We start from the raw sequence: 16,500 nt of genomic DNA on the forward strand, positions 1-16,500 counted from the left end.
CCATGCCGCCGGCCACCGGGATGTCCTTGACGATGTGCAGGTGCACGTCCGGCGGGAGTCCGTGCCGGGCGGCGAGCAGCTCGGCCGCCCGCCCCGCGGGCTGCGCGCCATCGCGCACCGCTGCCCGTGCGGCCAGCCCGACGTCGTGGAGACGTCCCCGCGGCTGGAGGACGGCACGCCCTTCCCCACCACGTACTACCTGAGCTGCCCGCGGGCAGCCTCCGCGATCGGCACCCTGGAGGCCGACGGGGTGATGAGGGAGATGACCGCGCGGCTCGCCGAGGACCCGGAGCTGGCCGCCTCCTACCGCGCCGCGCACGAGGACTACCTCGCCCGCCGCGACGCCATCGAGGTGCTGGAGGGCTTTCCCAGCGCCGGCGGCATGCCCGACCGCGTCAAGTGCCTGCACGTGCTCGTCGCCCACTCCCTCGCCGCGGGGCCGGGCGTGAACCCGCTCGGCGACGAGGCGCTGCTGATGCTGCCCGAGTGGTGGCGCAAGGGCCCCTGCGTGACGGGCTGCGGGCCGCAGAGCACGGAGCGGCCGGCCGAGGACCAGGAGGAGGACCGATGAACACCACGGACACCGGGACCGCGGCCGACGAGGGCATGACCAGGGTCGCCGCCGTGGACTGCGGCACCAACTCGATCCGGCTGCTCGTCGCCGACATCGACCCGGCCACCGGCCGGTTCCGGGAGCTCGACCGCCGGATGGAGATCGTCCGCCTCGGTCAGGGCGTGGACCGCACCGGGCGGCTGGCACCGGAAGCCCTGGAGCGCACCTTCGCGGCCTGCCGGACCTACGCGGAGGTGATCCGCACGCTGGGCGCCACCCGGGTGCGCTTCGTCGCGACGTCCGCCTCCCGGGACGCGGAGAACCGGGACGACTTCGTGCGCGGCGTCAAGGAGATCCTCGGCGTCGAACCCGAGGTCGTCACCGGCGACCAGGAAGCGGAGTTCTCCTTCACCGGCGCCACCCGGGAACTGGCCGGCACGTCCCTCACCGGGCCCTGGCTGGTGGTGGACATCGGCGGCGGCTCCACCGAGTTCGTCACCGGTGACAGCGGGGTGCGGGCCGCGCGCAGCGTGGACATCGGCTGCGTCCGGCTGACCGAGCGTCACCTGGTGTCGGACGGCGCGGTCAGCGATCCGCCGAGCCCGGAGCAGATCGCCGCGATACGGGCTGACATCGAGGCCGCGCTCGACCTGGCCGCCGCCACCGTGCCGCTCGGTGAGGCCAACACCCTTGTCGGACTTGCCGGTTCGGTCACCACCGTGGCCGCCGTGGCCCTCGGCCTGGACGCCTACGACCCGGCCGCGATCCACCACTCCCGCATCCCGCTGGACCGGGTGCGCGAGATCAGCGACCACCTGCTGCGCGCCACGCACGACGAGCGCGCCGCCATGCCGGTGATGCACCCGGGAAGGGTGGACGTCATCGGTGCGGGCGCGCTCATCCTGCTCGCGATCATGGAACGCACCGGCGCCCGCGAGGTCGTCGTCAGCGAGCACGACATCCTGGACGGCATCGCCCACTCCACGGCGAGCGGGGCGCGCTGAGGAGCGGCGCCGGAACCGGGCGGGGCGTCACAGGTCGCGGTGGACGTCCCGCCGGTCGCCCAGCTTGACGACGAGGACGACAAGTTCCCCGTCGTTGATCTGGTAGGCGAGATCCGGTAGACGAGATCCGGTAGCTGCGCCGTTGCGCGTGATGACGGTCGGAACGCCTTGCTCGGCCCGGTTGATGTGGTCGGCGAGGTGTGCGCGTGCTTCCCGTACCGTCACGGAGTTCTCAGTCATGGTCAGTGTCACGCTCCCACGTGTACACACGGCACCTTGAATGTCGCGCCTCTTGCCCTCCTGGGGGCCCACCGTCGGATGCGCGTGAGGCGTCGTGACCCCGTCAGTGAGGGGGGCGGGCCGGGGCGGACCTGCCGGAATCGCCCTCTCCGGGCGGCTTCCGGGGCTCCTGCGGCGGCTCGCGAAACGGGTCGCCGGGAAAGTTCGTGAAGTTCTTCACAAGAGAAAGTGCCCTGGTGGGCTCAATTTCGCCGGATGCCCTGCCTCCGCAGGCCAGGGTGGGTCGCCAGGAGGTGTGCGGCATGCGTCGCCCGATGCCGCCGCACGGCGGCCCGGGGTGTGTCCGGAACGCCAACTGTGCAGCTCATGACGGGTTACCGAACGGTTGGAAACGGGTTCCGGTTCCCGGATCGCATGTGGTTCCGCTCACGGGGCGGGGGAGTGTAACAGAGGTGGGCCAGGTGCTTGTGAAGGGGCTCACGAGCGACCCCCCACCGGGTGCTGGATACTCGATTCCATGAGCACCACGGAGCGTCCTCGAATCCTCGTAGTGGGTGGTGGGTACGTCGGCCTGTACGCAGCGCGCCGCATCTTGAAGAAGATGCGCTACGGCGAGGCGACGGTGACCGTCGTCGACCCGCGCTCGTACATGACGTACCAGCCCTTCCTGCCCGAAGCCGCCGCCGGTTCCATCTCGCCCCGCCACGTCGTCGTCCCGCTGCGTCGCGTGCTGCCCAAGGCGGAGGTCCTCACCGGCCGCGTCTCGACCATCGACCAGGACCGCAAGGTCGCCACGATCACGCCGCTCGTCGGCGAGTCGTACGAGCTGCCTTTCGACTACCTGGTGATCGCGCTCGGTGCGGTCTCCCGCACCTTCCCGATCCCCGGCCTGGCCGAGCAGGGCATCGGCATGAAGGGCGTCGAGGAGGCCATCGGACTGCGCAACCACGTGCTGGAGCAGCTCGACAAGGCCGACTCCACCACCGACGAGGAGGTCCGCCGCAAGGCGCTGACCTTCGTCTTCGTGGGCGGCGGCTTCGCCGGCGCGGAGACCATCGGTGAGATCGAGGACCTGGCCAGGGACGCCTGCAAGTACTACCAGTCGATCTCGCGCGAGGACATGCGCTTCGTCCTGGTGGACGCCGCGGACAAGATCCTTCCCGAGGTCGGCCCGCAGCTCGGCAAGTGGGGCCTGGAGCACCTCCAGAAGCGCGGCATCGAGGTGTACCTCGAGACCTCCATGGACTCCTGCGTCGACGGCCACGTCGTGCTGAAGAACGGCCTCGAGGTCGACTCCAGCACCATCGTGTGGACGGCCGGCGTGAAGCCGAACCCGGCGCTGGCCCGCTTCGGCCTGCCGCTCGGCCCCCGTGGTCACGTCGACGTGGAGCCCAGCCTCCAGGTCAAGGGCACCGACTACGTCTGGGCCGCCGGCGACAACGCCCAGGTGCCCGACCTCGCCAGCCGCAACGCGGGCGTCGAGAACGCCTGGTGCCCGCCGAACGCCCAGCACGCACTGCGTCAGGCCAAGGCCCTCGGCGACAACGTCATCTCCGGGATGCGCGGCTTCCCGCAGGGCGACTACAAGCACGCCAACAAGGGTGCGGTGGCCGGTCTGGGCCTGCACAAGGGCGTCGCGATGATCGTCCTGGGCAAGACCAAGATCAAGCTCAAGGGCCGGCTCGCCTGGTACATGCACCGCGCGTACCACGGCATGGCCGTCCCCACCTGGAACCGCAAGATCCGGGTCTTCGCCGACTGGACGCTGGGCATGTTCCTGAAGCGCGAGGTGGTCTCCCTCGGTGCGATGGAGAACCCGCGCGAGGAGTTCTACGAGGCCGCCAAGCCGGCCCCGTCCCCGGTCGCCAAGGCCGAGGAGAAGCCCAAGGCCAAGGCCTCCTAGGGCGCGGCCGACCGAGCAGGACACACGCCGAAAGGGGCGTGAGCCATCCGTGGGGCTCACGCCCCTTCGGCATGCCCGCGCCCCCTCTGGTCCGCCTTCCGGTTCGCCTTCGGGCCGCTCCGGGGGCCTGCGGGACGGCGCCCCGGCGTGCGGTGGGGCGCGGTGTCCGCGACGGGCGCCCGGACAACCCGAACGTGCCGTGTCGGTGATACCGGACCCGGGCGGCAGCGGTGCCTACGCTGGCAAGCGGAATCCGACCGACCCGGAGGGGCGCACCGTGACCGCAGCCGACCGGCTCCAAGCACTGGCCGAAACAGCCCTGGGAACCGCCCTGCCCCTGCGCGTCCGAGCCTGGGACGGCAGTGAGAGCGGACCGCCCGACGCCCCGGTGCTCGTCGTCCGCCACCGGCGTGCCCTGCGGCGACTGCTCTGGCGTCCGGGGGAGTTGGGCGCCGCCCGCGCCTGGGTGGCCGGTGAACTGGACGTAGAGGGCGACCTGTACGAAGCTCTCGACCGGGCCACCGGCCTGCTCTGGCTGGTCCCTGAGGAACAACGGGCCGCGCGTCGCGGCCGGCTCGCCGAGGCGGGACGCCGACTGCTCTCCATGGCCGGCCCGCTGCCCCCGCCCCCACCCCCGCGCGAGGAGCTGCGCGGCCTCTTCGGCCCCCGCCACTGCCGGCTCCGCGACCGCCGCTCGATCCAGCACCACTACGACGTCGGCAACGACTTCTACCGGCAGGTGCTCGGGCCCAGCATGGTCTACTCCTGCGCCTACTGGGAGCCGGACGGCACTCTTGAGGAAGCGCAGACCGCCAAGCTCGACCTGGTCTGCCGCAAGCTGGCACTCACCCCCGGCGACCACCTGCTGGACGTCGGCTGCGGCTGGGGCTCGCTGCTGCTCCACGCCGCCCGCGAGTACGGCGTCCGGGCGACCGGTGTGACGCTCTCCGAGGAGCAGGCGGCTCTCGCCCGCAAACGGGTCGCCGAGGCCGGCCTCGCCGACCGGGTGGATGTCCGCATCCAGGACTACCGGGACGTGACCGACGGCCCCTACGACGCCATCGCCTCCATCGGCATGGCCGAACACGTCGGCGCCGAGCAGTACCGCCGCTACGCCCGCGCCCTGCACGACCTGCTGCGACCGGGCGGCCGGCTGCTCAACCACCAGATCGCCCGCCGCCCGCACTCCGACGAGCGCTCCTACCGGCTGAACGGCTTCATCGACCGCTACGTCTTCCCCGACGGTGCCCTCCAGCCGGTCGGACACACCGTGACGCTGCTGGAGGAGGCCGGGTTCGAGGTCCGCGACGTGGAGTCCATCCGGGAGCACTACGCCCGTACGCTGCGTGCCTGGGTGGCCAACCTGGAAACCGCACTGGGACGTCCGGCCCGGCCCGGCGACCAGTGCGCGGTCCGGCTCACCAGCCCGGGCAGGGCCCGCGTCTGGCGCCTCTACATGGCCGCCTCGGCACTGCAGTTCGAGCGCAACCGGATCGGCGTCAACCAGGTCCTCGCCGTCCGCACCCCGCCCTCCGGCGCCTCCGGCCTCCCCCTCCGCACCCGCCACTGGACCGGCGACGGGCACGCGGACGGGGGCACGCGCGGGGACGGGAACGCGGACGGGGGCCGGCGGCGGGGGAGCGGCTGGTGACGGCCTGAGGCGCGCTCAGCTCTGCCAGAGGAACGCGGCCCTGCGGCACTCCCGGCACACGAAGGCGTAGGCGCAGCCGCCACCGCCGAAGTTCACCGCCGTCTTGTGGTCGTGCCCCTCCTCCAACTGCGCGGCGAACTCCATCGGCGCCGAGCAGCCGGGGCAGTCGGGCGTCTCCTCACCCTGGAGCCAGGCCGGTTCACCGCCGACCTTGCCGAGTGCGTCCCGCACCCGCCGGCCCGGCTCGGCGTCCGCCCAAGCGGTGCAGGCCTCGAAGTAGTCGGGTGCGTCCACCGGCGTGCGGTCCATGCCGCTCACCTCGGCCAGCAGCGTCGGCCCGCCCTCCGGCGCCTCGGCTGGCCGCAGCCCGTCACGGCCGAACAGCAGAGCCCGGTTGCCGCCCGCCCACGGGTCCCACTCATTGCACAACCCCGGATTGGACGGGCACATCCAGATTGCGAGCAGCAGCTCGTCGTCCAGCAGCAGTTGGGCGACGAACTGCATGGGCCCGCCGCACGTCGCGCACTCGGGCCAGCCGACATCCGGCGGAACGAGCGGCAGCCCGCCGGAGCGGTCGGTCAGCGACCGCTCGTCGGCGGGCCCGGCGTAGGTCAGCAGCGTCTGCATGTCGGCACCTTCAGCGGTTCGAGGACAGGGACCACAGCCGTGCACGCGTCCGCACAGCCGGACGGGCGCCGTGCCCGCCCTGGGCGTGGCGCCCACAACGTAACAGCGGTCCAGAACGCCTCACCGCGTCCGCTCCCGCCGCCCAGGGGCCGCTCCCGGCATCACCCAGCCAGATTCACCCTTACCGGTCACGACCGTTCCGGACGTCGGGTCTCCGGGCTGCGGGTCGGCAAACGCTACTCAGACCTACTCGAACGGAGCTGAGTAGCCCAGCTCTGGGACGGGTTCGGGCGAACCCGAACACTGGGGCCATGCGCAACACACTGCGGGTACCTCTGCACCAGCCGCTGGCGACCCTGGTGCTGGCCGGGCTGACGACGGCCGCGTGGGCGGCCTGGCTGGGCTGGGACCAGCACCGTGACGTGCACCCCGACGGTTCGACGACCGGCCCCTACGAGGCATGGCAGGTGATCGGGCTCGGGGCGACCCTGCTGGCCCTGGTGTACTGGGCCGCGACTCGGCAAGGCGTCGCGACTGCGGTGCTCGGACCCACCATCGGGCTGACCGGTGCCGCCTACTACGACTGGTCGGACGACGCCAGTGGGCTGTTCGTGATCGGCGTGAGCATGGTCATGATCGGAAGCCTGGTCGTGACCGGCGTTCTCTCGTTCCTGATCGCCTTCTCGAAGAAGAAGGACGAAGGGGGCAGGCCCGGGGGCACTGCCCGCTCGCAGTCGGCTGCACAGCCGGCGTGACGGCTCCCCGCTCCTGGGGCGTGAGCGAGAGCAACGACATGGCCGGCCTCACCGGGGCAGTACGGGCAGCCGGTCCTGGCAGCCCGTGTTCGTCAACGGGCGGCCGGGACCGGCCCGCACGGTCAGCCGGTGGGCTGGCCGCTACCCGGGCACATCTCGCGGTCGCCGGCAGGCTGGTGCGGCGGACACGGGGAGCCGGGCGGGACGCCAACGCGGGCGCCGCACCTCAGACATCCACTCTGCGGGGACATGGTGACCTCCTGGCGTGGGTGGTCGTGCATGGACCGTGCTGATGGTGCATCCCTCACACAGAGCCCCGCAGCAGCAGCTACAGGACGCGCGCGAAGACCTTGGCACCGGAGTGACACGTGACGGTGACCCCGGCGCGGTCGCTGTCAGGCCGGGTGGACCAGATGGCGAGGTCGGCGATCTCCGGGCTGGCGGAGGCCGCAATCAGCTGAGCGAACCACTGCTCGGCAGCCGACCCGCCAGTCGGCGCGGTGTCGATGGGGGAGCCTTCGACAGGCCGTTCCGGCTCGCTGTACTTGTCGCCGTCGGCGGACTGCACGACGAACTGAAACCGGTGTTCCGTGCCGCTGAGCTTCACAGCCAAGCCGTATGGGTGCTTGCTGTCGCCGGCCTGCTTGAGGGTCATGGCGCTGCCCGACTCCGGGCTGGCCTCCGCCAGCCGTAGCGCGAACTGCTCGAAGCGTTCTGGACGCATCGTGATCATTCCCCTCATTGCGGCGACGCTGGGCAAGCGGGCAGTCTACGAGCCGCGTGTGTCACTCCGGAGCCGGGCCTGGGCCGAGCGCCACCTGCCGTGCAGCACACGGCCGCGTGCGCAGCCCTTCCCGTCGTCCTGCCGACACCGCGTGCACAGGTGGGCGTGGAGCAGCCACCGTCGGTAGTGCATGTCCTCCGCCTCCATCAGTGCCCGGCGTGTTCCCCACCCGGTGGTCATCGCGGCTCTCGGTCCTGACCGTCCGGCCGCCATGTGGGGCTCACCTCGTGCAGGGGCAGCGGTACGGGCTTCGTGGCGGGGAGCAGGACGTAGGGGCGCACCATCACGACGGAGTCGCCGTCGATCGGCTCGCGGTGCGGGTCACGTCGTCGGTGGCCGGTCATCGGGCGGGGTCCGTCGTCCACACCCGGTACGGACGGGTGATGTGCTCCCGGTAGGTGCGGTGGGAGGGGTTCCGGCCGAGGTGCTGGAGCGTCCACCGCTGCCCGTCGCCCGCGTCGGCCCGCGGCTCCGACCGTGCGCCGCACACCGCGCACTCCCGCGCGTACGTGATCGCCTCCGCGTCCGGCTCCCGGTCCGGCGCGACCGTCCACCACGCGTACCGCAGCACCGCCCGGCTCACCGCGAGCCGCCGCGGGGGCCCACGGCTCGGCGTTCCGCCTGCCGGAGAGCGGCCCGCAGCCGCGCCGGGTCGGTGAGCAGCACATCGGGCAGGAACCGCCATGTCACGTCCGGCCCCGTCGTGCGGTGCGCCGGAGGGACGGCCACCCACGTCGCGTGGCCGAGGAGCTGAGCGTGGGCGAGGCCGTCGGTCTTGCCCATGCCGACGGGGATCAACCAGTACAGCCAGGCGCCGTAACCATCCTCGATGACGGCGCCACCGGATTCACCCAGCGTGCGCAGAGCATGCTCGGCGATCCACCGAGGCACCCGGACGGCGTCCCACCACACCCCGGCGGGCACCAGCTCCACCGCCACACCTCGGGGCGGGGTCCACGCTTGGGGCTCGGCTGTCGGCCGGGCCCCAAGCAGCGGGGGGCTCGATGCGGTGAGCTGGTCACAGACGGCACGCGGGTGGGTCACGGTCGGCTCCTGGTCGCTGCGGGGGGTCGCTGCACCGCCCGTCGACCGGAAGGCGCAGCGCGAACACCGTTGACGCTAGGGAGCCGGAACGGATACCTACAGTGACGAATGCCGTCAGTCGGGAGGCGAGGGCCTCCCCGGGTAGGACGCGCCGTCCTACCCGGGGACTCACAAGGCCGGGTCGAGGCCGAGTCGGTGAGCCAGGGCCCGCAGTTCGGTGTTCCTGCGCCGCTCGTCCTCCAACATCTCCTGAACGGTCGACCGGGCCATCGTCTGGAACCTGAACCACTCCGGCTGCTCGGCCTCGACTTCGAGCAGCGTCGTCAGAGCCCCCTCGCTGTCCCCCGTCCGGTACTTCGCCTGCGACACGTCGAGACGGTGCGAAGCGCTGTGCACCGGGCGGGAGATGGACGCCGGATCGACTGCCCGGGAGAGTGCCAGTGCGCGGTCGGGGCGGGGACTGTCGCCCGCCAGAGCGACGTTCACCTGCTGGGTCGCCACGTCGGTCGTGGAGAAGGCCGTTCCGTAGGCTCTGACCGGACCGCTGCGGGTCGCTGCGGTTTCTGCCAGATTCAGCAGCTCCTCGGCTTCGTCCCGCTGGTTGCGTCGGGCGGCCGGTGTCGCTGCGGCCAGCAGGAGGTTGCCGTACACCGCCAGCTGAGTCTTCGTCGCCTTGCGGAAGCCCGGTTCCAGAGCGTCGGCCTTTCGCTCGGCCACCTGCTGCGCCTGTTCCCATCGCCCCTGCCGCAGCAGGACCCACGAGAGCGTCGACACCCCCATGCCCTCCATCAGCGGGTCCGACGCACGGCCTGCCGCCACCAGCTGCTTCTGGACCGCCTGGAAGGCCCACGAGGTGTGACCGGCCTGCGTGGCCAGCGAAGCCGCAAGCTGGTACGCCAACGCCAGGCGTTGCCACACCCGGTCGGCCGTCCCCGCCGAGGCGTCGCGCGCCACCGCTTCGCCGTCACGAAGGACAAGAGGCAGGGTCCGGGCCAGTTCGCTGTAGCCGCCGGCCCAGTACAGGCAGGTGGCGTGTCCGACGGCCTCCATCCACGCCGTCGCGGAAGGTGGGTCCTCCGGGTCGGCGTCGGCGACCACGCCCGGCAGGGCGCCGACGTCCTGGATGGCGTCCCGTAGGGCTATGAGTCCGCCCTCGTCGCTGACGGTCTGCGTCACCGTCGGCTGGCCGAGAAGTTGCTCCAACTCGGTGTCGAGCGCGCGCGCCAGGGAGCGGAGGGTGCTGATGCGGGCAGACTGCCGTCGGCCCTGCTCCAGTTTGCGGATGGTGTCGACGCAGACGCCCGCCCGGGAGGCCAACTGCTCTTGCGTGAGGTCGCGGAACTCCCGAAGCGCGGCGATCCGGTCGCCGATGGATTGGGCCATGGGCACTCCCACCGAAGGCTGTGCGTCCCAGGCTAAGCCGGTCGTGAAGGGGATGGGAGCTGACGAAGGGGCAATGCCTGTCCGGTCATGCGCCCCAGGTGCTCGGCGTCCCCCGCGACTCACCCGGACGGGGCCCTGCGGCAGCCGACGGAGTTGACGGCGGTCCGGCCCGCCGTGGCGTTTCAGGGTTGCCCGACTTGTCAACGTCTGTAACGTGGCACCGTGCTGATGACCGAACGCTTGCCCGCTCGCCCCGACTCGGTGACCCGCTCGGCCCTCGCCGGGCTGCCGTCCCGCGTTCCCTGCGCCGATGCGTGACTCCCTGCGGTCGCAGCTGTGGCCGCTACCGACCATGGGGGTCGTGCTCGCCGTCGTCGCGGGCGTGGGGACGCCGCGCGTGGACAAGCGGATCCAGAACGACGTGCCGCCCTGGTTGAAGGACTACCTGTTCAGCGGCAACGCGGACGCGGCCCGCTCGGTGCTGGCGGCGATCTCCGGCTCGCTGGTCACGGTCACGGCGCTGACGTTCTCCCTGACGGTGCTGACGCTGCAACTGGCGAGCAGCCAGTTCTCCCCGCGCCTGCTGCGGACCTTCACCGCGGACCGGTACGTCCAGACGACTCTGGCGCTCTTCCTCGCCACGTTCACGTACGCCTTGGCCGTGCTGCGAACCGTTCGCACCAGGGAGGACGGGCAGACCGGCTTCGTTCCCCAGGTGTCGGTCACGCTGGCCTTCCTGCTCACCCTCGCCAGCGTGCTCGCCCTCGTGGTCTTCCTGTCGCACCTGGCCCGGGAGATCCGCGTCGAGACGATGATGAGCAGCGTCCACTCCTCCGCGACCCGCACCATCGGACGGGTCCTTGAGGAGAAGGCGGACCCTCCCCGGCGGGACTCCGCGGTCGGCAACGCGGTGGACGCACTTCCGGAACCGCCCGCGAACGCGCTGACCCTGACCGTCGGTGATTCCGGTTTCCTTTCCTCCGTGGACGAGAAGGCCCTGCTGAAGGCAGCCGTGGCAGCCGATGCGGTGCTGCTCATCGATCGCTCGCCGGGCAGTTCGCTGATCACCGGTACGCCCATGGGAGCCGCCTGGCCACGCACCGGCGAGCCGTTCGACCAGGAGACGCGGGAACGTCTGGTCGAGGCCGCCGCCGGAGCGGTGACCGCCGGTGCCGAACGGACCGACGTGCAGGACGTCGCCTTCGGGCTGCGGCAGCTCACCGACATCGTCGGCAAGGCGCTCTCCCCGGGCATCAACGACCCGACGACCGCGGTCCACGCGCTGTCCCACTCCTCCGCGCTGCTGTGCGAGCTGGCGCGGCGCGACCTCGGCCCCCACCTCCTGCGCGACGACGACGAACAGGTCAGAGTGGTGCTGCGCCGCCCAAACCTGAAGGAGCTGGTCGATCTGGCGGTGGACCAGCCCATGCGTTACGGCGCCGCCGAGCCCGCCGTCCTGACCCGTCTCGCCATGCTGCTGCGCGAACTCGCCTGGATCAGCGCCCCCGGACGGCAGCCGGCCGTCGTCGCCGCGCTCGACCGGCTGCGCGCCACTGTCGACGCCCAGAGCTTCCTCCCCTCCGAGCACCTTCGACTGACCGAACTGACCCAGCTCGTCGACCAGGCGCTGATCGGGCAGTGGGCGCCCGGCCCTTCCGCCGATCGCACATCCGGGCGCCGCGGAGCACCGACCGAGGAGTGACCCGCCCTCCGGCGTCGTGGCCCTCGGATATGTGACGGCCCTGCCCCAGCGCCAAGTCCCTCACCCGGCGCCGGGGTGCAACCCGCGCGAACCGGCCCGCGAACCGGTCCAGCGAGTCATCTTTGGCCTGGCAGGCTGACGCCGTGCAGGAACACGACTGGTACTACGACAACGGCGAGGAACTGTCCCCCGATGTGAGGCCTGGGGGACTGGCGGGGGACGTAGCGAAGCACTGGATGGCGGTGGAGCGGATCTATGGTCTGGACTGGCAGCGGTTCACCCCCGCGGACTGGGACACGCTGCAACGGATCTATCAGAGCCTGCCCGGCTGGCAGCCCTTCTCCTCCGACGTCGCCCGGTGGTTTTCACTGGACGAGGACCGCGACCTGCACCTGTGGGCTTCGGCCGAACCCTCGGGCCTCCAGATCGCGGGAGTACTGACGCGGGGCATGTGGCAAGACTGGGACACCCGGTTTCGTCGCGCGATCGCAAGCCACAGCCTTCCGCCACTCACATGCGCATGAGGCGCGTCCATCTCCACACCACCAACCGCAGCGAGTACGAAGATCACGAACTACGGCTGGAGTTATGTGTCAGGGGGCTTGGCGGTCGAGCTGCCGAGTAGTCAGGGCTGCCAGGTGGTCGATGATCGGGTTCCGGCGGCATACGGATGTAGCCACGGACGACGAAATCGGCGGTGATGCCTTCGGCCTCCACCCATCCGAGCGTGGTCCGCGGCCTGCAGACTCCGCCGCCGGTACGTCGGAGGTGCGGTGCTGGAGGCCGCGGCGACGTGACCGACGGCTTCACCCGGCCGGGTGACCGTTGCCATGCGCACTCGTTGACGACATCGCGGGGGCCGTCCGCGCGGTCCGCCGTGCACCGGCTTTCCGGGTGAGCCGGCGACTCGCCGGTCGCCTCCTCCGACGCACGTCGGGGGAGCCCTGGAGTGCCCGGAGCCGGATTCGAACCGGCACGGCCACGTAGGCCAACGAGGTTTAAGCTCGTCGTGTCTGCATTCCACCATCCGGGCACCGGCTCCGGGGCCGTGGTGCGCTGGTCCGGCCCGTTCGGGGTGCGGGTCGAGCCTATCCGGGTCCGTCGTCCGAACGACGGTGCGAACAAACGAGGTTGTCTTGTTTTGCGGGCAACTGATGAGCCGTCACGCGTGCGCTCCTGCCCGTCGGCCTGCGCCGCGCACCGCTTCGGACTGAGGAATGTCGCAAAACCGACCTCGACCGACCTCGCCGGGCCCTACGGGACGCGTTCCGACAGGGTCATCCCCAGGTAGTACACGGGGTGGGTCGTGTACGTCGCAGGGCTCCCCCAAGACGGGAGCAGGGACTGATCCCGTCGGCCGTCCGTGCGGACAGGATGGAGATGTCCTTGCAGCCTGCCCGACAGGAGCCGTTTCCCGTGACCACCAGTACCCAGCCAGGCGCCGTCCTCACCGGCGTCGCCGCCGCCCGCGCCGAGGGCCTCTCGAAGGTCTACGGCACGGGCGAGACCCAGGTGATCGCACTGGACCAGGTCTCCGTCGAGTTCCGGCAGGGCCAGTTCACCGCGATCATGGGTCCCTCCGGGTCCGGCAAGTCCACGCTCATGCACTGCATGGCCGGACTCGACTCGGTGTCCTCCGGCTCCGCCCGCATCGGTGACGTCGAGCTGACCGCGCTGAAGGACAAGAAGCTCACGCAGCTTCGCCGTGACAAGATCGGCTTCATCTTCCAGGCGTTCAACCTGCTTCCCACGCTGAACGCCCTGGAGAACATCACGCTCCCGATGGACATCGCCGGCCGCAAGCCCGACAAGGAGTGGCTCGACCGCGTTGTCGAAACGGTGGGACTCGCCGATCGTCTGAAGCACCGGCCCAGCGAGCTGTCCGGTGGCCAGCAGCAGCGGGTCGCCGTCGCCCGGGCCATGGCCTCGCAGCCGGCGATCATCTTCGGTGACGAACCGACCGGGAACCTGGACTCCCGGTCCGGCGCCGAGGTGCTCGGCTTCCTGCGCAACTCCGTGCGCGAACTCGGTCAGACCGTCGTCATGGTCACGCACGACCCGGTTGCCGCCGCGTACGCGGACCGGGTCATCTTCCTCGCCGACGGCCGCATCGTCGACGATCTGACCGACCCCACCGCGGACTCTGTGCTCGAGCGGATGAAGGGCTTCGACGGGAAGCGCCGCACCAGCTGAGCCGTCAGGCCGCCCCCGCCTCCAGCCGCCCTCCCTCCCCTCAGGACTTCCGCATGTTCCGTACCGCCTTGCGCAACGTACTCGCGCACAAGGCCAGGTTGTTGATGACCGTGCTCGCCGTGCTGCTCGGCGTCGCCTTCGTCTCCGGCACCCTGGTGTTCACCTCCACCGTCTCCGAGGCCTTCCAGAAGAGCTCCGAGAAGGGCTTCGACCACGTCGACGTGGCCATCGAGCCCCGCCGGGACAGCGACGGCCCACTCGACGCGCCACCGGCGCTCGACGAGGAGCTGCTGCCGAAGGTCGCCGACCTGCCCGGCGTCGAGCAGGCGACCGGGTCGGTCTCCGGTTTCGCCGCGCTCGCCGACAAGAACGGCAAGCTGGTCGGCGACGGCTGGTCGACCTCCGGCGCCAACTACTACGCCGGCCAGGACGGCGAGGGCACCGACGACCGCTACCCGATGAGGGACGGCCGCGCGCCCCGGCAGGAGGGTGAGGTCGCGCTCGACGCCAAGACGGCCGAACGCACCGGCTACGAGGTCGGCGACACCGTGCGGATGTCCCTGGACGGGCCGGTGCGCGAGGAGAAGGTCGTCGGCGTCTTCACCACCGACGACGGCAACGTCGCCGCCGGCGGCACGCTCGTGCTCTTCGACACCGAGACCGCGCAGCGGGTCTTCGCCGAGCCGGGTGAGTTCTCCGAGATCACCCTGTCGGCGAGCGAGGGCACCACGCAGGCCCAACTGCTGGCCCAGGTGGAGAAGGCGCTGCCGGAACACGCGGAAGCGGTGACGGGCAAGAAGCTCGCCGACGACCAGTCGCGCATGATCGAGAGCGAGATGAGCGCCATGCAGACGAGCATGCTCGTCTTCGCCGGCATCTCCCTGTTCGTGGGCGTCTTCATCATCGCCAACACCTTCACCATGCTCGTCACCCAGCGCACCAAGGAACTCGCGCTGCTGCGTGCGGTCGGCGCGAGCCGGCGCCAGGTGACGCGCTCCGTGCTGTTCGAGGCCACCGTCGTCGGCGCCATAGCCGGCATCGCCGGGCTCGCCGCCGGCATCGGCATCGGCGCGGGGCTGCGCGCCCTGATGGGCAGCTTCGGCGCCACCGTGCCGGACGGCCCCCTGGTCGTGCCCACCGAGGCCTTCGTGTCGTCGCTCCTCGTCGGTGTGGTCGTCACCGTGCTGGCGGCCTGGCTGCCGGCCCGCCGGGCCGCGAAGATCCCGCCGGTCGCGGCGATGAGCAGCGTGCACGCCACGGCCACCACGCGGTCCCTGGTCATCCGCAACACCATCGGTTCCATCCTGGCGGGCATCGGCGTGGTGCTGGTGATCTTCGGCACCACGCTCGACAGGAACGATGCCACGCTGCCGATGGGAGCCGGCGCCTCGATCATGATCATCGGCGTGTTCGTGCTGACGCCGCTGCTGTCCCGGCCGATGATCGCCGCCGCGGCGCCTCTGCTGCGCGTCTTCGGTGTCTCCGGCAAGCTCGCCCGGCAGAACTCCGTCCGCAACCCGCGCCGCACCGCGGCGACGGCGTCCGCGCTGATGATCGGCCTCACGCTGATCACCGGCATGACGGTCATCGCCGGCAGCGCCCAGGCGGCCATCGACAAGATGGCCAGCGAGTCGCTGCGTGCCGACTACACGATCAGCATGGCGAACTTCACCTGGCTCTCCCCGGAGGTGGAGAAGACCCTCGCCGTGGACGACCAGATCACCGCGATCAGCCCGCTGATCCAGTCCTCGGTGAAGATCGACGACAGCTACACGAGCCTGAACGGGGTCAACGGTGAGGACATCGGCGAGCTCACCTCGCTGGACTTCTCCGCCGGATCGCTGGACGGGCTCAGCGGCGACAACGCCGTGGTCGACACCAAGACGGCCGAGGAGTACGGCTGGAAGCACGGCTCGACCGTTCCGGTGACCTTCGACGACGGAAAGAAGGGCGAGCTGACCGTCTCGGGGCTCTACGAGGGCAACGAGATGATCAACGGCATCATGGTGGACACCGCCACCCTCAGGCCGCACATGCACGAGGCCGGCGCCGCGCAACTGCTGGTGAAGACCACCGGCGGCGCCAGCGACGCGGCCAAGGCCGAGCTGGAGGAGACGCTCGGCAACAACCCGGCCGTCCTGGTACAGAGCAAGGAGGACGTCTCCGAGTCGATCGCGCAGATGTTCACCATCATGCTGAACATGCTGTACGGGCTGCTGGCCATGGCCGTCATCGTCGCTGTGCTCGGCGTCGTCAACACCCTCGCCATGTCGGTGTTCGAACGGTCGCAGGAGATCGGCATGCTGCGTGCCATCGGCCTGGACCGCAGCGGGGTGAAGAGCATGGTCCGGTTGGAGTCGGTGGTGATCTCGCTCTTCGGCGGTGTGATGGGCGTCGGTCTCGGCGTGTTCTTCGGCTGGGCCGCGGGTGAGGTGATCGGCGGCTCGCTGAACACCTACGAACTGGTGCTGCCGTGGGGCCGGATGGGCGTCTTCCTGCTGCTCGCCGCGATCGTCGGTGTGCTGGCCGCACTGTGGCCGGCCCGCCGCGCCGCCCGGCTCAACATGCTGGCCGCCATCAAGTCGGAGTGAGCGCAGGGACGCGGCGGCTCCCCCCGCCGCGTCACACAGGCCGGTGCCCGGCACCCCGGACGGGGTGCCG

16 protein-coding genes and 1 tRNA gene are annotated in these 16,500 nt (G+C 70.9%); 9 read left to right on the forward strand and 8 right to left on the reverse strand.

What is annotated here, in order from left to right; all coding sequences use genetic code 11:
- Positions 1-34: 34 nt before the first annotated feature.
- Both ACYVE9_RS04650 and ACYVE9_RS04655 read left to right on the forward strand, forming a co-directional pair.
- Complete coding sequence (locus ACYVE9_RS04650; protein WP_461026424.1) at positions 35-571, forward strand: DUF501 domain-containing protein; 537 nt, start codon at positions 35-37, stop codon at positions 569-571.
- A gap of 35 nt (positions 572-606) precedes the next feature.
- A complete protein-coding gene (locus ACYVE9_RS04655; RefSeq protein WP_461026425.1) occupies positions 607-1,557 on the forward strand; it encodes a Ppx/GppA phosphatase family protein in 951 nt (316 codons plus the stop codon).
- 27 nt (positions 1,558-1,584) lie between these two features.
- On the opposite strand, the gene ACYVE9_RS04660 is transcribed toward ACYVE9_RS04655, so the two are convergent.
- Entirely contained in the window at positions 1,585-1,797 is a 213-nt protein-coding gene (locus ACYVE9_RS04660; RefSeq protein ID WP_461026410.1) for a type II toxin-antitoxin system prevent-host-death family antitoxin, read from the reverse strand.
- A gap of 517 nt (positions 1,798-2,314) precedes the next feature.
- On the opposite strand from ACYVE9_RS04660, the gene ACYVE9_RS04665 reads away from it, so the two are divergent.
- Entirely contained in the window at positions 2,315-3,700 is a 1,386-nt protein-coding gene (locus tag ACYVE9_RS04665; protein ID WP_461026411.1) for an NAD(P)/FAD-dependent oxidoreductase, read from the forward strand.
- Between the two features lie 277 nt (positions 3,701-3,977).
- Positions 3,978-5,351: a class I SAM-dependent methyltransferase gene (locus ACYVE9_RS04670; RefSeq protein ID WP_461026412.1), complete on the forward strand. Its 1,374-nt coding sequence runs from the start codon at positions 3,978-3,980 to the stop codon at positions 5,349-5,351.
- Positions 5,352-5,366: 15 nt separating this feature from the next.
- On the opposite strand, the gene ACYVE9_RS04675 is transcribed toward ACYVE9_RS04670, so the two are convergent.
- Positions 5,367-5,978: a hypothetical protein gene (locus ACYVE9_RS04675; RefSeq protein ID WP_461026413.1), complete on the reverse strand. Its 612-nt coding sequence runs from the start codon at positions 5,976-5,978 to the stop codon at positions 5,367-5,369.
- 311 nt (positions 5,979-6,289) lie between these two features.
- On the opposite strand from ACYVE9_RS04675, the gene ACYVE9_RS04680 reads away from it, so the two are divergent.
- Positions 6,290-6,733, forward strand: coding sequence for a hypothetical protein (locus tag ACYVE9_RS04680; RefSeq protein WP_461026414.1), 444 nt, complete (start codon positions 6,290-6,292; stop codon positions 6,731-6,733).
- A gap of 328 nt (positions 6,734-7,061) precedes the next feature.
- Here the strand turns inward: ACYVE9_RS04680 and ACYVE9_RS04685 are convergent, their stop codons facing one another.
- The 5 genes from ACYVE9_RS04685 to ACYVE9_RS04705 all read right to left on the reverse strand — a co-directional run bounded on the left by ACYVE9_RS04685 (position 7,062) and on the right by ACYVE9_RS04705 (position 9,944).
- A complete protein-coding gene (locus ACYVE9_RS04685; RefSeq protein ID WP_461026415.1) occupies positions 7,062-7,493 on the reverse strand; it encodes a hypothetical protein in 432 nt (143 codons plus the stop codon).
- 200 nt (positions 7,494-7,693) lie between these two features.
- Positions 7,694-7,861: a hypothetical protein gene (locus ACYVE9_RS04690; RefSeq protein ID WP_461026416.1), complete on the reverse strand. Its 168-nt coding sequence runs from the start codon at positions 7,859-7,861 to the stop codon at positions 7,694-7,696.
- A complete protein-coding gene (locus tag ACYVE9_RS04695; protein ID WP_461026417.1) occupies positions 7,858-8,088 on the reverse strand; it encodes a DUF7848 domain-containing protein in 231 nt (76 codons plus the stop codon). The genes ACYVE9_RS04690 and ACYVE9_RS04695 overlap by 4 nt, the downstream gene beginning before the upstream one ends.
- A gap of 8 nt (positions 8,089-8,096) precedes the next feature.
- Positions 8,097-8,450 (reverse strand): hypothetical protein, encoded by a 354-nt coding sequence (locus ACYVE9_RS04700; RefSeq protein ID WP_461026418.1) that lies wholly within the window; start codon positions 8,448-8,450, stop codon positions 8,097-8,099.
- Between the two features lie 279 nt (positions 8,451-8,729).
- Entirely contained in the window at positions 8,730-9,944 is a 1,215-nt protein-coding gene (locus ACYVE9_RS04705) for a helix-turn-helix domain-containing protein (protein ID WP_461026419.1), read from the reverse strand.
- Between the two features lie 310 nt (positions 9,945-10,254).
- On the opposite strand from ACYVE9_RS04705, the gene ACYVE9_RS04710 reads away from it, so the two are divergent.
- A complete protein-coding gene (locus ACYVE9_RS04710; RefSeq protein WP_461026420.1) occupies positions 10,255-11,646 on the forward strand; it encodes a DUF2254 domain-containing protein in 1,392 nt (463 codons plus the stop codon).
- 143 nt (positions 11,647-11,789) lie between these two features.
- On the forward strand, positions 11,790-12,170 hold the full coding sequence (locus ACYVE9_RS04715; RefSeq protein ID WP_461026421.1) for a hypothetical protein: 381 nt from the start codon (positions 11,790-11,792) through the stop codon (positions 12,168-12,170).
- Positions 12,171-12,596: 426 nt separating this feature from the next.
- Here the strand turns inward: ACYVE9_RS04715 and ACYVE9_RS04720 are convergent.
- A tRNA-Leu gene (locus tag ACYVE9_RS04720) sits at positions 12,597-12,679 on the reverse strand.
- A gap of 347 nt (positions 12,680-13,026) precedes the next feature.
- Between ACYVE9_RS04720 and ACYVE9_RS04725 the strand changes: the two genes are divergently transcribed.
- Together ACYVE9_RS04725 and ACYVE9_RS04730 are read left to right on the forward strand one after the other, a co-directional pair.
- Positions 13,027-13,839 carry an ABC transporter ATP-binding protein gene (locus ACYVE9_RS04725; RefSeq protein ID WP_461026422.1) on the forward strand — a complete coding sequence of 271 codons (813 nt, stop codon included), beginning with the start codon at positions 13,027-13,029 and terminating at the stop codon, positions 13,837-13,839.
- 53 nt (positions 13,840-13,892) lie between these two features.
- Positions 13,893-16,430, forward strand: a complete 2,538-nt coding sequence (locus ACYVE9_RS04730) for an ABC transporter permease (RefSeq protein WP_461026423.1) — start codon at positions 13,893-13,895, stop codon at positions 16,428-16,430.
- Positions 16,431-16,500 lie beyond the last annotated feature (70 nt).

It is taken from the genome of Streptomyces sparsus, from assembly GCF_054776295.1.